General features: G+C 72.3%; 12 protein-coding genes. 8 read left to right on the top strand and 4 right to left on the bottom strand.

Annotation, left to right across the window (positions count from 1 at the left end; translation table 11 throughout):
* Positions 1-159 precede the first annotated feature (159 nt).
* On the top strand, positions 160-336 hold the full coding sequence (locus tag OG906_RS06820) for a hypothetical protein (RefSeq protein ID WP_159041562.1): 177 nt from the start codon (positions 160-162) through the stop codon (positions 334-336).
* Between the two features lie 207 nt (positions 337-543).
* The gene (locus OG906_RS06815) at positions 544-1527 is read left to right on the top strand and encodes an NAD-dependent epimerase/dehydratase family protein (protein WP_329440938.1); all 984 of its coding nucleotides are present in this window, start codon (positions 544-546) and stop codon (positions 1525-1527) included.
* On the opposite strand, the gene OG906_RS06810 is transcribed toward OG906_RS06815, so the two are convergent.
* Complete coding sequence (locus OG906_RS06810; RefSeq protein WP_267798517.1) at positions 1513-2952, bottom strand: lipase maturation factor family protein; 1440 nt, start codon at positions 2950-2952, stop codon at positions 1513-1515. The genes OG906_RS06815 and OG906_RS06810 overlap by 15 nt on opposite strands.
* 165 nt (positions 2953-3117) lie before the next feature.
* Between OG906_RS06810 and OG906_RS06805 the strand changes: the two genes are divergently transcribed.
* The 4 genes from OG906_RS06805 (at position 3118) to OG906_RS06790 (ending at position 7806) form a co-directional block, all read left to right on the top strand.
* A complete protein-coding gene (locus tag OG906_RS06805; protein ID WP_329440937.1) occupies positions 3118-4362 on the top strand; it encodes a DUF6777 domain-containing protein in 1245 nt (414 codons plus the stop codon).
* Between the two features lie 7 nt (positions 4363-4369).
* Positions 4370-6433: a SpoIIE family protein phosphatase gene (locus OG906_RS06800; protein WP_329440935.1), complete on the top strand. Its 2064-nt coding sequence runs from the start codon at positions 4370-4372 to the stop codon at positions 6431-6433.
* 77 nt (positions 6434-6510) lie between these two features.
* Positions 6511-7371 carry an Fpg/Nei family DNA glycosylase gene (locus OG906_RS06795; RefSeq protein WP_267828027.1) on the top strand — a complete coding sequence of 287 codons (861 nt, stop codon included), beginning with the start codon at positions 6511-6513 and terminating at the stop codon, positions 7369-7371.
* A 39-nt stretch (positions 7372-7410) separates the two neighbouring features.
* Positions 7411-7806: a hypothetical protein gene (locus tag OG906_RS06790; protein ID WP_329440931.1), complete on the top strand. Its 396-nt coding sequence runs from the start codon at positions 7411-7413 to the stop codon at positions 7804-7806.
* A gap of 29 nt (positions 7807-7835) precedes the next feature.
* On the opposite strand, the gene OG906_RS06785 is transcribed toward OG906_RS06790, so the two are convergent.
* Together OG906_RS06785 and OG906_RS06780 are read right to left on the bottom strand one after the other, a co-directional pair.
* Positions 7836-8300, bottom strand: a complete 465-nt coding sequence (locus OG906_RS06785; protein ID WP_267798522.1) for a hypothetical protein — start codon at positions 8298-8300, stop codon at positions 7836-7838.
* Positions 8301-8545: 245 nt separating this feature from the next.
* A complete protein-coding gene (locus OG906_RS06780; RefSeq protein WP_329440930.1) occupies positions 8546-9079 on the bottom strand; it encodes a sigma-70 family RNA polymerase sigma factor in 534 nt (177 codons plus the stop codon).
* Between the two features lie 289 nt (positions 9080-9368).
* Between OG906_RS06780 and OG906_RS06775 the strand changes: the two genes are divergently transcribed.
* Positions 9369-10595, top strand: a complete 1227-nt coding sequence (locus OG906_RS06775; protein ID WP_329440928.1) for a CapA family protein — start codon at positions 9369-9371, stop codon at positions 10593-10595.
* A 152-nt stretch (positions 10596-10747) separates the two neighbouring features.
* On the opposite strand, the gene OG906_RS06770 is transcribed toward OG906_RS06775, so the two are convergent.
* A complete protein-coding gene (locus tag OG906_RS06770) occupies positions 10748-11209 on the bottom strand; it encodes a universal stress protein (protein WP_329440927.1) in 462 nt (153 codons plus the stop codon).
* Positions 11210-11269: 60 nt separating this feature from the next.
* Here OG906_RS06770 and lysX point away from each other — a divergent pair, with 60 nt between their 5' ends.
* Complete coding sequence (gene lysX / locus OG906_RS06765; protein ID WP_329440925.1) at positions 11270-14572, top strand: bifunctional lysylphosphatidylglycerol synthetase/lysine--tRNA ligase LysX; 3303 nt, start codon at positions 11270-11272, stop codon at positions 14570-14572.
* Positions 14573-14599: the final 27 nt, after the last annotated feature.

The raw sequence follows: 14599 nt of genomic DNA, 5'->3' as shown, positions 1-14599 counted from the left end.
CCATCGAGCGGGACCCCGCTCATATGTGTACTCTGATCGGCATGGAGGCCTCACCCGGGCCCCGCTCCACCAAGGCGCCACCGCGTCCGGAAAACCTTTATTTCCCTATCTCCGGCGCGCGATCAGCCCGCTGGGTTACGCGACACAAGGGAGTTCGCGGTGACTGAAATGACCAAGCCCGACCCATCGCTGGAGCGAACCGTCCGAGCGGTGAAGGGGAAGACCCGGTCCGACGAACTCGGGAGCCTCGAAGTGTGGGCGCGTTCCGCCCCCATCCGGCTGGCGGGTTACGAAGACGACCTGGCCGAGCCGCACATCCTCCCCGGCATCGACTAGAGCCACCGGCCCCACCGGCCCTACCTGCGCCCCCGCGCCACGACGGCGACGGGGGCGAGGCATGAGCCCCTCGGCCTCGACCGGGCCCCGACGCGACTGCGACACCCGTCCCTGCAGCCGGAGTTCCCGATTCGCGTACGCCCTGGGCGTCATCGCCGAGAGCGATCACAGGTTCCGCGCAGGCCACCCGCCGGGCAGGCTCATCTCATGAAACTGCTGATGCTGGGTGGCACCGAATTCGTCGGACGCGCGATCACCGAGGACGCCCTCGCCCGGGGCTGGGAGGTGACCGTCTTCCACCGCGGTCACCACGTGCCCCCGCCCGGCGTCCTCGCCGTGCACGGGGACCGCACCTCCGCCGAGGGCCTGGCCGGCCTCGCCGACGGAGAGTGGGACCTCGTCGTCGACACGTGGAGCGGCGCGCCCACCGCCGTGCGCGACGCCGCCCGCCTGCTGGCCGACCGCGTCGGTCGGTACGTGTACATATCCAGCCGCTCGGTCTACGCCTACCCGGCCCCGGCCGGCCTCGCCGAGGACGGCCCGCTGGTCGAGGGCTCGGCCGACGCCGCCTCCCTCGCCTACGCCGAGGACAAGCGCGGCGGCGAACTCGCGGCCCTCGACGCCTTCGGCGACCGCGCCCTGCTGGTGCGCGCCGGCCTGATCATCGGCCCCTACGAGAACGTCGGCCGACTGCCCTGGTGGCTGAACCGCGCCGCCCGCGGCGGGCCGATGGCGGCCCCCGGGCCACGTGGGCACCGGCTCCAGTACATCGACGTGCGCGACCTCGCGGCCTGGACGCTGGACGCCGCCGAGGCAGGGCGCGACGGTGCCTACAACCTGGTCTCCCCGGTCGGTCACGCCACGATGGAGGAGCTTCTCGAAGCGTGCCTCGCCGCCACGGGTGGGGACGCCGAGCTGCGCTGGATCGACCCGGCCGCGATCGAGGCGGCGGGCGTCCAGCCGTGGACCGACCTGCCGATCTGGCTTCCCGAGGGCGGCGAACTGCACGCGTACATGAGCGGCGACGTGACCAAGGCGCTGGAGGCGGGGCTCGTGTGCCGCCCCATTGCGGAGACCGCCGCCGACACCTGGGCCTGGCTGCGATCCCTCGACGGGGTCGCACCGCTCCGCCCCGACCGCTCGGCCAAGGGGATCTCCGCGGAGCAGGAGGCAGTACTACTCGGGCTCTGACCAGGAGGTCTCCGCGAGTCGGGTCGGCGGCAGGTACTCGCGCAGCAGGGTGCGGTGCCACCACGCGCCCGTCTCGCGGAGCTCCCGCCAGGTCGTGAAGCGGTAGCGGTAGACCCTGGCCCGCACATGGACCGGAGGGGCGTCCGGGAACGGGTTGTGCCGCAGCAGCCGCAGCGTGTCCCGGTCGCCGGCCAGCAGCCGCTCGACGAACGGCCCGAACCAGTCCCGCGCGTAGCCGGGGGAGAGCGCCGCGAACCACATCAGCCAGTCCAGGCGCAGGTGGTAAGGGGCGAACTGCCGGGGCATCCGGCCCGGCGCGCCCGGCTTGCCCCTGAACTCGTAGGCGCGCCAGTCGCCGTCCTCCCGCGGCACCCGGTCCGCGGTGCCCTCCACCACCACCTCGTCCCGGACACGGCTCACCGTCCCGAACGCCCCGTAGGTGTTGACCAGGTGCAGGGAGTCGAAGGAGCGGTTCATCGCCTGGCGGCGCGAGGCCATGTTGGCCACCGGGTGTCGGCTGAGCCAGAGGACCAGGGCGCTCACCGCGCACACCAGCACCACGAACCAGAGGGGCGCCCCGCGGGAGGCGGCCGCCGGTGGCGGGCCCGCGAGCCCCGTGAAGTCGATCGCCGACAGCGCGATCGTGATCGTGATCCAGTTCAGCCACGCGAAGTTGCCCGACAGGACCAACCACGCCTGGGTGGCCACGATGATCGCGGCGGCGTACGAGGCCACCGGCTGCGGGGTGAAGAGCAGAACCGGGACCACCAGCTGGGTCACGTGGTTCGCCGCGCACTCCACACGGTGCAGCGGCTTCGGCAGGTGGTGGAAGAACCAGCTCAGCGGCCCGGGCATCGGCTGCGTCTCGTGGTGGTGGTAGAGGCAGGTCAGTTCGCGCCAGCAGGGGTCGCCCCGCATCTTGATCAGCCCCGCCCCGAACTCCACCCGGAAGAGGACCCACCGCAGCAGCCACAGCACGAGCACCGGCGGCCCGATCCGGGCGTTGCCGAGGAAGACCGCGAGGAAGCCCACCTCCAGCAGCAGCGACTCCCAGCCGAAGGCGTACCAGGTCTGCCCCACGTTCACGATCGACAGGTACAGCAGCCAGGGAACGGCCCACATCGCCATGGCCGCCCCCAGTGGCACCAGGTCCCCGACGCCGGCGGCGAGCGCGGCCGCGAACACCGCCCCGGTCCACGCACAACCGGCGAACAGCCGGTCGGAGTAGCGCAGTTGGAACAGGCTCGGGGCGCGCCGGAAGGGCACGTGCCGCACGTGGCGCGGCACGGGCAGCATGCCGTGCGTCCCGATCAGCGCCCGGAACTGCAGGGCCGCCCCCACGAAGGCGAGGAGGTACACCCCGGCCAGGGCCCGCTGGAAGATCAGCCGGCCCAGCCAGGAGTCCGGCGCCGTGAACCAGTCCATCGTCTCCAGTATCAGGCGCCGGGGCGGACCGTGCCGGTCCGCGGGGACGTGAACGCGCAATCGACGCGGCTCCGACCCCACACATTCCTTGAACGCGTTCAAGATGCGGTGTCGGGGGAGATGCGGCAGACAAGGAGGAGCAACCGGGGCGAAAGGAAGAAACACGTGAGCGACGGGCCCGACGTGCACGCACCGACACACCGTCAGAATCCACACCGTCAGACACCACGCCGTCACACCCCCGCCAGAGCGCCCCTCTTCGCGCTCTTCGGACTGCTCGGGCTGCTCGCCACGGCCTGCGGCACGACCGAGGAACCCCGGGCCGCGGCAGCCGGCCCCGAGAGCCAGGAGGTCCACCTCCAGCCGGTCGGCACGGCCGGCCCCGACCCGTTCACCAATTCCTCCGCCACCGCCGAGTCGGCCCCCGTCCAGCCGCCGCTGCCCAACGCGTCCGGCCAGGGCATCCGCACCGTCAACGCCGCCACCCCGGGCCTGTACGGCGGAACCCAGCGGCTCGGCAGTTGCGACGTCGAACAGCAGGTCGGCTTCCTCACCGGGGACGACGCCAAGGCCGGCGCGTTCGCCCGGGCCTCCGGCATCGAACAGGCGATGCTCCCCGACCACCTGCGCGGCCTCACCCCGGTGGTGCTGCGGGCCGATGCCCGCGTGACCAGCCACGGCTTCCGCGACGGCCGGGAGAAGAGCTTCCAGTCCGTGCTCCAGGCCGGGACCGCCGTCCTCGTGGACAACCACGGCATGCCCCGCGTGCGCTGCGCCTGCGGCAATCCCCTGGGAGCCCCGCGTGCCCCCAAGGGGAGCCCGGTGATGAAGGGCGACGCGTGGAACGGCTACCAGACGAACCAGGTGATCGTCATCGAGCCCACCGCCCAGGTGCTGGGCAGACTCACCATCGTCAACATCGCCAACAACACGTGGATCGAGCGGACGAGCGGCGACGACGGAGCCCAGGACAGGACCCCGCAGGCGACGCCCCCCTACGACCCGTCGGACGGCATCCCGAACGGTCCCGCCACCAGCGCCGAGCCGTCCCCCGGGGAGTCGGCACCCGCCGGGGCGCCGTCCGACGGACCCTCCGGCCCGCCCGCGGACGTCCCCGGCGGTCTTCCCCCGGGCGTTCCGAGCGGGCGGCCTCAGGAGGTCCCGTCCGGCCCGCCGGCCGGGGTGCCCTCCGATGTCCCCTCCGACGTACCGCCCGGTCAGCCGTCGGACATCCCCCCGGACCTCTTCACGGAGCCGATGCCCGTCGACCCGGGGTCGCCGAACGGTGACCCGGGGTTGCCGACCGGGCCGGACGCGGTCCCGGACCAGGGGGATCCGTACGGCCCTGGCAACGTCCCCGACGTCGGGCGGCAGCCCTCGGACCCGGGCGGGCAACTGGAGAGCGCCTGACCCGCCGGTGTGTCATGGTGGATCGGTGCCGACCACCGTATCGCTGCCGGACGACTGGCCCGCACACCCGGACCGGTCGCTCTCGCTGAACCGCATGGGCAGTTTCGACTGGGACCTGGTCACCGGGCTCATGCACCTGGACGCAGCGGCCCTCGACGTCTTCGACACGGACCCCGCCATGTACGACGGACGCCCCGCGTCCCTGTCGCCACGCGTTCCGGCCGCGGAGGCGACCCGGCTCGACGCCCTGGTCTCCGGCGCACTCAAGAGCAGGGTCGACAGTTACGGCGCCTACTTCCGCATCCGCTGCCGCGACGGCCGACTGCGCTGGACGCACACCCAGGGCCGGGTCATGCGTGGCACGGACGGGAAACCGCACCGGATCATCGGGATCGTCCGGGACGCGACCGAGGAGCTCAGCCACTCGGCCGAGCGCCTCGGTCTGGACGAGGAGCGCCGCCGCCAGACCTCCGTCGTGGAGAGCACCACGGCCGCCCTCGCCCACGCGCGCACCGTTCGGGACGTCATCGACGTCATCGGCGACGCCCACGGCCTGGAGCGGCTCGGCTCCATGGGCATGGTGATGGGCCTCGTCGAGGCCGGCCGCATCCACCTGGTGGCCGAAGGGCCCGTGGGCAGTTTCGTGCCGGGCACCCGCTACACCCGCATCGACGAGGCGTACCCGATGAGCGAGGTCGTCCGCTCGCTCGAACCGCGCTTCCTCGACTCGGCGGAGGAGTTCGCCGAGGGCTACCCGGAGCTCTGGGCCAAGATCTCCTACATGGACATCACGGCCGCCGCGTACCTGCCGCTGATCGCCCAGGCCCGCCCGATCGGCGCCATCGGACTGCTGTACCAGGACAAGGACGGCTTCACCCAGGACGAACGCAACCTGCTCGTCGCCCTGGGCAGCAGCATCGCGCAGAGCCTCCAGCGGGCCATGCTGCTGGAACAGGAACACGACCTGGCCGAGGGCCTCCAGCAGGCGATGCTGCCGCGCCGCATCCCGTCCGTCCCCGGCGTCGACATCGAGGTCCGCTACCGCTCCGCCCGGATGGGCCAGGACATCGGCGGCGACTGGTACGACGTCATCCCGCTCCCGGGCGGCAAGGTCGGCGCGGTCATCGGGGACGTGCAGGGCCACGACACGCACGCGGCGGCGGTCATGGGGCAGCTGCGGATCGTGCTGCGCGCGTACGCGGCCGAGGGGCATTCGCCGGCCACGGTGATGGCCCGGGCGTCCGTCTTCCTCCACGAACTGGACACCGACCGGTTCGCCACCTGCCTGTACGTCGAGGCCGACCTGGCCACGGGCGTGCTCCAACTGGTCCGGGCCGGCCACATCGACCCCCTGCTGCGCACCGTCGACGGGGACTGCCGGCGGCTGCCGGTGGAGGGCGGGATGCCGCTCGGGCTGTCGGCGGAGTTCGGCAGGCTGGAGTACGGCGTCACGACGGTGGAACTCGATCCCGGGGAAACGCTTCTGCTCTGCACCGACGGGCTCGTCGAACAACCCGGCGCCGACCTCGACGACGGCATCCGACTCCTCACCACCCTGGTCCGCAACGGGCCGGCCGACCTGGGGGAGCTGGCCGACCGGCTCTGCGAGATCGTCGACGAGCGGGGCGGCGACGACGACATGGCGCTGCTGCTGCTGCGCCGCCAACCGGACGAGACCCCCCAGGCCGGCGGCCGCCTCCAGCAGCACGTGGCCCCCGGCGACCCCGAGGCGCTGGTCGCCGCCCGACACATGATCGGCGCGGCGGTACGGGCCTGGGGAGCCCGCGGCAGGTCCGACGAGATCGAACTGGTCGCGGACGAACTCATCGTCAACGCCCTGATGCACACGGACGGGCCGGCCATCGTGACGCTGCGGATCCTCGCCGGTTCGCAACGACGCCTGCGGGTGGAGGTGGAGGACCGCTCCAGCGCGCTGCCGAGGCGTCGGGAGGCGGGCGACTCGGGCGTGTCCGGGCGCGGCCTGATGCTGGTGGACCGGTTGGCGGACGTGTGGGGCGTGGAGCCGCGCGGGAGCGGCAAGTGCGTGTGGTGCGAGTTCGTCATGGGCTGACCCCTCTCTTCCGGATCCTGCCGGGCCGGGGCGCCGGTCGAGTCGCGCGGGCGGGGAGCCGGCGGCAGGCTGGGAGGATGCCTGAACTGCCCGAGGTCGAGGCTCTGCGGGAGTTCCTCGACGAGCACCTCACCGGACGGGTCGTCGAACGCGTCCTGCCGCTCGCCGTCAGCGTGCTCAAGACGTACGACCCACCGCTCACCGCCCTCGAAGGCCGCCCGATCGGGCGCACCGCGCGGTACGGCAAGTTCCTGGCCCTGAGCATCGGCGAACTGCACCTGGTCACCCACCTGGCCCGGGCCGGCTGGCTGCGCTGGCAGGACGCCATGCCCGAGCAGCCGCCCCGCCCGGGGAAGGGCCCGCTGGCCCTGCGCCTCCTGCTGGAGGGCGGCGGCGGCTTCGACCTCACGGAGGCGGGCACGCAGAAGCGGCTCGCGGTGTACGTGGTCCGCGATCCGCAGGAGGTTCCCGGCATCGCCCGGCTCGGGCCGGACCCGCTGGCCGAGGACTTCGACCGGGACGCCTTCGCCGCCCTGCTGGCGGGGGAGCGGCGGCAGATCAAGGGGGTGCTGCGCGACCAGGGCGTCATCGCCGGCATCGGAAACGCGTACAGCGACGAGATCCTGCACGCGGCCCGCGTCTCGCCGTTCAAACTGGCCGCCTCCTTCGACGACGCGCAGGTGACCTCCCTGTACGAGGCCGTCCAGAGCACTCTGCGCGAGGCGGTGGCCCGGGCCCACGGGGTGGCCGCCGGGCGGCTGAAGGCCGAGAAGAAGAGCGGCCTGCGCGTACACGGCCGGACCGGGGAGCCCTGTCCGGTGTGCGGGGACACGGTGCGCTCGGTGTCCTTCGCCGACTCCTCGCTCCAGTACTGCCCCACCTGCCAGACGGGCGGCAAACCCCTCGCGGACCGGAGGCTGTCCCGGCTCCTGAAGTAGCCTTCTCCCGCCGCGACCGGCCGCGTAGAATCCGCCACCATGGCCGAGCACCAACCGCCGCCCCGCCGGGAGACCGTCACGGGGGTGCCGCGCGGCACCCGCCGCAGGCCGCCGCACACGCCGGCCCGCTCCGAGATCTCGGAACAGACCACCCTCGGCGCCACCTACGTGCGCGCCCTGATGCGCAGTCAACTCCGGGCGGGGCTCGGTGCGCTGGCCGCGCTCGTGCTGTTGGTGGCGACGCTGCCGCTGCTGTTCCTGCTGCCGCGCGTGGGATCGGGGCCGCTGGTCTGGGTGGTGCTCGGCCTGCTCGTGTACCCGGTGATGTGGCTGATCGCCCGGTGGTACGTGACGCGGGCCGAGCGGAACGAGGCCGACTTCACCGGGCTGGTCACCGACCCCGCAGAGGCTCCCGGGCCACGCCGCCCGCGGTAGTCCCCGCGGCGCGCCGTCCCCGTCGCGCCTCAGAACAGGTGCATCGCCAAGTGGCCGAGCGGCAGGCCCAGTTCCCAGGCCGGGGTCCAGATGCGGGCGTTCTCGTCCAGCCCCGCGGGGATCTCCTCGGGCTCGTGCCGCTCGGGTTCGAGGTTGGTGGCGAACAGCTCGGTGCGGTCCAGCCACCGCCAGGCGGCGCGGGCCAGCTCCAGGTCGGCGTTCCCGCCGTCGTCGTGCGCCCCGGCCTCCTCGCCGAGTTGCAGGAAGCGGGTCTCGACCCAGTCGCGCCACGGGTGTCCGTACGCCGTCAGCGACATCCACTCGTCGAGCTGGGACACCACCCGGATCCCCGAGAGCTCACCGGCGGCGTCCGAGAGGTAGATGGTCAGCGCGAGCGTGTCGCGTCCCGCGCGGAACTCCTGTGTGCCGGCCGGGATCAGCCGGCCCGTGCGCAGCAGCTCGTCCGCGATGTACTCCGCGTAGAGCCATGCCATGGGCACCGCCAGTCCACCGCCACTGGTGCCGTTCAAACCCTCGGGCTGCACCGTTCCACCCTCTCCCGCGTGTCGAGCGTCCCGTCGTCAGCACTGAGCCTTCACCGAGCAACTCGCGGAGCGGGGGATGTTTACTCAACTTGAACGCTCTGATGCCGATTTCGATGCGCTTCATGTCCGTTCCGTGCGCATTCGAGACGTTCGTTGAGCGGTCCCTCAACGGCGCACCGCCCGGCCGGGGTCGCTCAGGCGCCGAGTCCGTACCCCTGGAGATCCTTCCGCAGGGCGCGCAGGGCGTAGTACGTGCGGGATTTGACGGTGCCGGCCGGAATCCCCAGTTCCGCCGCGGCCTCGGCCACCGACCGGTCCTCGAAGTAGACCTGCATCAAGACCTCGCGGTGCTCCGGCCCCAGGCTGCCGACGGCGCGCCGCACGTCGATCGCCGTGACCGAGCCGGCCACCGCGTCCACGGGCGCCGGCGCCTGCTCCAGGCCGTCCGGCTCCACCTCCTGCGGCCGCGACAGCCGGGCCCGGCGCGCATCGATCGCCAGTCGCCGGGCGACGGTGAAGAGCCACGGCCGCATGGAGTCGTGGCTGCTCGCCAGCACCTCCGGGTGCTGCCAGACCCGTACGAGGGTCTCCTGCACGAGGTCCTCGGCGCGTTGCGCGTCCCCTGCCGTGAGGCCGAGCAGGAAACCGAACAGAGCCCGTCCGTGATGGCGCTGGAGTTCGGCCAGCGCCTCGGGATCCGTGCGCCGCAGGGTGGGGGAGGGGGGCACGAGTGGCTCCTTCCGAGGTTCGCCGGCGTCCGCTGGGGAGCCCGCTCGGGTCCGACGCACTCACCCTGACCTGCGCCGAGCCGGCCCGGAACCGTCCGGCGCCGCCGTTGCGCCCAAGCACCCTGGTCGTCCGGTGGGCGGCCGTGCCGGGCGGTGAACGGTCGAACGGCGCGGCGAACGGCCATCGGGGTGAGTCGACGGCCGATGGGCGGCGCCGCTCCTTGACGCGGGGCGTCTTCTTCTATCAATTCAGATCATCGGATAGTCCTACTAATGAGAGTTGGGGCAGATGACCACGCGCACCCGCCGGGCCCTCGCGCTGCTGTCCGCGGTCCTGCTGTCGGCCGCCGTCGCCGGCTGCTCCACCTCCGAGCGCTCCGCCCCCGCCCGCCTCGCGCCGTCCCAGAAACCCCCGCCGTCCAAAGCGGCCGGCGCCCCCGCGGCCGCGACCGGGGCCGCCGCGAAGGGATTCACCCTGGTGGCGACCGGCGACGTACTGCCCCACACCTCCGTCATCCGGCAGGGAGCGGTGGACGCGGGCGGCGACGGGCACGATTTCAAGCCGTTGTTCGCAGGCGTCAAACCGGTCGTCTCGGCGGCCGATCTGGCCCTCTGCCACATGGAGACGATCTACGGCGAGGAGGGCGGGCCCTTCAGCGGCTACCCCGCCTTCAAGTCGCCCCCCGAGATCGCCGACGCACTGAAGGACGCGGGCTACGACGGCTGCTCCACCGCGTCGAACCACACCCTGGACGACGGGGAGGAGGGGCTGGAACGCACCCTCGACCGCTTCGACAAGGTCGGTCTGGGACACGCCGGTTCGGCCCGCACCGCCGCCGAGGCCGCCAAGACCAGGATGTACACCGCGGGTACCGCCAAGGTCGCCCATCTGGCGTACACCTTCGACACCAACGGCTACCCGATGCCCGAGGGCAAGCCCTGGGCGGTCAACCTGCTCGAATCCAAGAAGATCGTCGCGGACGCGCGGGCGGCCCGGAAGGCGGGCGCCGACGTGGTCCTGGTCAGCACGCACTGGGGCACGGAATGGCAGACCGAACCCGACGAGAGGCAACTGTCGCTGGGCAGGGAACTCACCGCGTCGCAGACGGCCGGCCGGCCGGACATCGACCTGGTCCTCGGGACCCACGCGCACATCCCGCAGGCCTACGAGAAGGTCAATGGGACCTGGATCGTCTACGGCATGGGCGACCAGGTGGCGGGCGAGATGTTCAACCACGAGGGCGACCGCGACCTGCGCGGCAGCTACAGCTCCATCGGCCGGTTCACCTTCGCCCCGCCGGCGGCGCCCGGGCAGCGCTGGCAGGTCACGAAGGCCGAGTTCATCCCGCAGCTCATGGACAACGACGAGGGCAGGGTCGTCAACCTCGTCGACGCCCTGGCCGGATCGTCGGACCGGGACGACCACCGCACCGCGCACGAGGCCATCACCGAGGCCGTCCTCAGCCGCGGCGCCGCCAAGGACGGCCTGAAAGCGGTGACGCGACCGACCCGCTGAGGCGCACGACCCGCTCTCGCGGCCGACCCGCTGACGCGACCGAGCCCGCTGACGCGGCCGACCCGGTGACCGGATCCGGAGGGGCGACCCTGTGGCCGGGCCCGGACGGGGCGACCCGGTGACCGGGCCCGGACGGCGGCGAGGCGGTGGGGCTACGGCACGACGGTGACGGGCCAGCGGCCCGCCTTGACCAGCCGGACCGCCACCGAGCCGACGATCCGATGACCGGCCTGCTCGGAGGCGCCGACCACCACCGCGTCCGCCTTCAGCTCCTCCGCCGCGCTCACCAGGCCCCCGTACGGGTCCCCGCGGAACGTGTGGAACTGCCAGCGCACCTCGAAGATGCCCTTGAGGCGTTCCGCCGACGCGCGGATCTCCGCGACGATGCCCTCGGCGATCTCCCCGGTCGCATCCGCCACCGGGACGCCCAACGAGGCACCAGCCTGCATCACCGGCTGGACGTACACCAACGCCAGCAGCGCGTTCTGCCGTCGGGCCAGCCCCGCGGCGTAAGCCGCCGCCCGGAGCGAGGACTCCGATCCGTCGATCCCGGCCAGGATCACCTTCGGGCCGTCCGTACCGCGCTCGAATCCCGTGTTCACGTGCTCTGTCACGCCTCCGAGGCTAACCGTCTCGCCGCGCGGACCGGCACGGGCCTCCCTACAGTGCGAACCATGAGTGCCACCGTGGAGGAGACACGCGGAACCCGGAACCGCTTCCTCAACCGGGTTCCCGACGCGTTCGGAGCGTTCTTCGGGGCGCTCGGCCTGTTCTGTGCCCTGCTGGCGCTCTCCCCGACGCTGCGCAGACTCCTGCGGCACGTCGTGCGCTTCCTCGACGAGTACGTGGTGCCCGTCAGCGAGAACCTCGCCTACGCGGTCTTCCTCTTCCTGCTGGCCGCGGCCCTGGGCATGCGCAAGCGGGTCGCGTGGTGGATCGTCGTCACCTATCTGGCCCTGCTGATCCTCGTCGACGTCCTGATCATCGCGGACGGGGACTACTGGGTCGGCGGCGTCTCGATGGGCATCTCCGTCGCGGCCCTCGTCGTCCTGATCGCCGCCCGCCAGGAGTTCTACGCCGCCTCCCGCCCCGGCGCCCTGTGGCGGGCCCTGCTCGTGCTGGGCCTCGGACTGCTCGCCGCCGTCCTCCTCGGCTGGGGCCTGGTCGCGCTGTTCCCCGGCACCCTGCCCCAGGGGCAGTGGCTCGACTGGGCCGCCAAGCAGGTGTTCGGCGGACTCTTCTCCGCCCGCCAGTTCGACGGCCGTCCGCCCCGCCCCCTCTACTTCCTGCTCGGCCTGTTCGGCGCCCTCGCCCTGCTGAACGCGGCCGCCACCCTCTTCCGCTCCCAGCGGCTGACCGCCGCCCTCCACGGGGACGAGGAGTCCCGCATCCGCGCCCTCCTCGGCGCGTACGGCCGCGCCGACTCCCTCGGCTACTTCGCCACCCGCCGGGACAAGGCCGTCGTGTTCGCCCCCAGCGGCAAGGCCGCCGTGACCTACCGCGTGGAGGCGGGCGTCTGCCTCGCCAGCGGCGACCCGGTCGGCGACCCCGCGGCCTGGACCCCGGCCATCAACGCCTGGCTGGCGGTCGCCGGCCGCTACGGCTGGCAGAGCGCCGTCATGGGCGCCTCCGAGGACGGGGCGACCGCGTACGCCCGCTCCGGGCTCGGCGCCCTGCAACTCGGCGACGAGGCCATCCTGCAAGTGGCCCACTTCGACCTCGACGGCCGCGACATGCGCGTCACCCGACAGGCCGTCAACCGGGTCCGCCGCACGGGCGCCACCACGGTCATCCGCCGGCACTCCGCCCTCTCCGAGGACGAGATGCAGATGATCGTCGACCGGGCCGACACCTGGCGTGACACCGAGACCGAACGCGGCTTCTCGATGGCCCTGGACCGGCTCGGAGACGCCGCCGACGGGGACTGCCTGCTCGTCGAGGCCCTCGACGACAAGGGCGAACTGATCGCCCTGCTGTCCTTCGTCCCCTGGGGCAGGGACGGCATCTCCCTCGACCTGATGCGCCGCGACCGCTCCGCGCCCAACGGGGTCATGGAGTTCATGGTCGCCCAACTGTGCGCCGCCGCGCCCGGCCTGGGAGTGCGCCGCATCTCCCTGAACTTCGCCGTCTTCCGGTCCGCCTTCGAGGAGGGCGGCCGCATCGGCGCCGGCCCGATCCTGAGGCTGTGGCGCAAACTGCTGCTGTTCTTCTCCCGCTGGTGGCAGTTGGAGGCCCTGTACCGATCGAACGTCAAGTACGGCCCCGAGTGGTACCCCCGATTCCTCTGCTACCAGGACGCCGGCTCGCTCGCCCGGGTCAGCCTCGCCTCCGGCATCGCCGAGGGCTTCGTCTCCGTACCGCGCATGCGCACCCTGTGGGGCAACGGCCACCCCAAGGGCCTCACCGCCCCGTCCAGCACCGCGGGCCTGCCCTCCATCGACTCCCTCGGACTGGAATCGGTGGGGGAGCCCGGCCAGGGCGCCCCGGTCGAACGACTGCCCGAGCAGGTACGGGTCCGCCACGCCAAGCTGGACCGGATCCGGGCCGCCGGCACCGACCCCTACCCCGTCGGCATCCGACAGCGCACCCACACCGTCGCGCAGCTGAAGGCCGCCCACCCCGGCTACCCGCCCGGAGCCCGGACCGGTGAAGAGGTGACCCTCGCCGGCCGCCTCATGGTCGTACGCGACCTCGGCGGCGTCGTCTTCGCCGTGCTGCGTGACTGGACCGGCGACACCCAGGTGATGTTCACGCGGGACGAGGCCGGCGCGGAGGTACTGGACACCTTCACCTCCCAGGTCGACTTCGGCGACCAGGTCGTGGTCTCCGGGGAGGTCGGCACCAGCAGGACCGGCGAACTGTCCGTCGTGGTCACCTCCTGGCAGCTCACCGGCAAATGCCTGCGCCCGCTGCCCGACAAGCGCAAGGGTCTCGCCGACCCCGAGGCGCGCGTGCGCCGGCGCTACCTCGACCTGATCTCCGGCCCCGAGGCCCGGGACGTCGTACGCGCCCGCTCCAGCGCGGTCCAGGCCCTGCGCCAGGGGCTGCTGGATCGCGGCTACCTGGAGGTCGAGACCCCGATGCTCCAGCAGATCCACGGCGGGGCGAACGCCCGGCCGTTCCGCACCCACATCAACGCCTACGACCTCGACCTGTACCTGCGCATCGCACCCGAGCTGTACCTGAAGCGGCTCTGCGTCGGCGGCATGGAGAAGGTCTTCGAGATGGGCCGCACCTTCCGCAACGAGGGCGTCTCCTACAAACACAACCCCGAGTTCACGATGCTGGAGGCGTACCAGGCGTTCGCCGACTACGACGTGATGCTCGACCTCACCCGCGAACTCATCCAGGGCGCCGCCACCGCCGCCTACGGCTCGCCCATCGCCCACAAGGCGGACGCCGACGGAAGGCTCGTCGTCCACGACATCTCCGGGACCTGGCCGGTCAAGACGATGTACGGGGCGATCAGCGAGGCACTCGGCGAGGAGGTCGACGCCGACACCGAGGAACACGTGCTGCGCCGACTGTGCGATCGGGCGTCGGTCCCGCACACCCCCGAGAACACCCGCGGTGACGTGGTGCTGGAGATGTACGAGCGGCTGGTGGAGGAGCGCACCAAACTCCCCACCTTCTACAAGGACTTCCCGACCGACGTCTCCCCGCTGACCCGACAGCACCGCAAGGACCCCAGGCTCGCCGAACGCTGGGACCTGGTGGCCTTCGGCACCGAACTGGGCACCGCCTACTCGGAACTCACCGACCCCGTGGAACAGCGGCGCCGACTCACCGCGCAGTCGCTGTTGGCTGCGGGCGGCGACCCGGAGGCGATGGAACTCGACAACGACTTCCTGGACGCGCTGGAGTACGCGATGCCGCCGACCGGGGGCCTGGGCATCGGCGTCGACCGACTCGTCATGTTCCTCACGGGCCTGACGATCCGCGAGACGCTCCCGTTCCCGCTGGTGCGCCGCGGCTGACCGGTCCGGCCGCGGCTGACCCGTCCG

It is taken from the genome of Streptomyces sp. NBC_01426 (assembly GCF_036231985.1).
Classification (GTDB): Bacteria; Actinomycetota; Actinomycetes; order Streptomycetales; family Streptomycetaceae; genus Streptomyces.
The sequence above is the reverse complement of the archived record's forward strand: the minus strand, read 5'-3'. Positions and strand labels throughout refer to the sequence as shown.

Bases quoted from the DNA above. Each gene is read 5' to 3' on its own strand.
- OG906_RS06815 (WP_329440938.1), top strand. From the start codon at position 544: ATGAAACTGCTGATGCTGGGTGGCACCGAATTCGTCGGACGCGCGATC.
- OG906_RS06810 (WP_267798517.1), bottom strand. From the start codon at position 2,952: ATGGACTGGTTCACGGCGCCGGACTCCTGGCTGGGCCGGCTGATCTTC.
- OG906_RS06795 (WP_267828027.1), top strand. From the start codon at position 6,511: ATGCCTGAACTGCCCGAGGTCGAGGCTCTGCGGGAGTTCCTCGACGAG.
- OG906_RS06790 (WP_329440931.1), top strand. From the start codon at position 7,411: ATGGCCGAGCACCAACCGCCGCCCCGCCGGGAGACCGTCACGGGGGTG.
- OG906_RS06785 (WP_267798522.1), bottom strand. From the start codon at position 8,300: ATGGCATGGCTCTACGCGGAGTACATCGCGGACGAGCTGCTGCGCACG.
- OG906_RS06775 (WP_329440928.1), top strand. From the start codon at position 9,369: ATGACCACGCGCACCCGCCGGGCCCTCGCGCTGCTGTCCGCGGTCCTG.
- lysX (WP_329440925.1), top strand. From the start codon at position 11,270: ATGAGTGCCACCGTGGAGGAGACACGCGGAACCCGGAACCGCTTCCTC.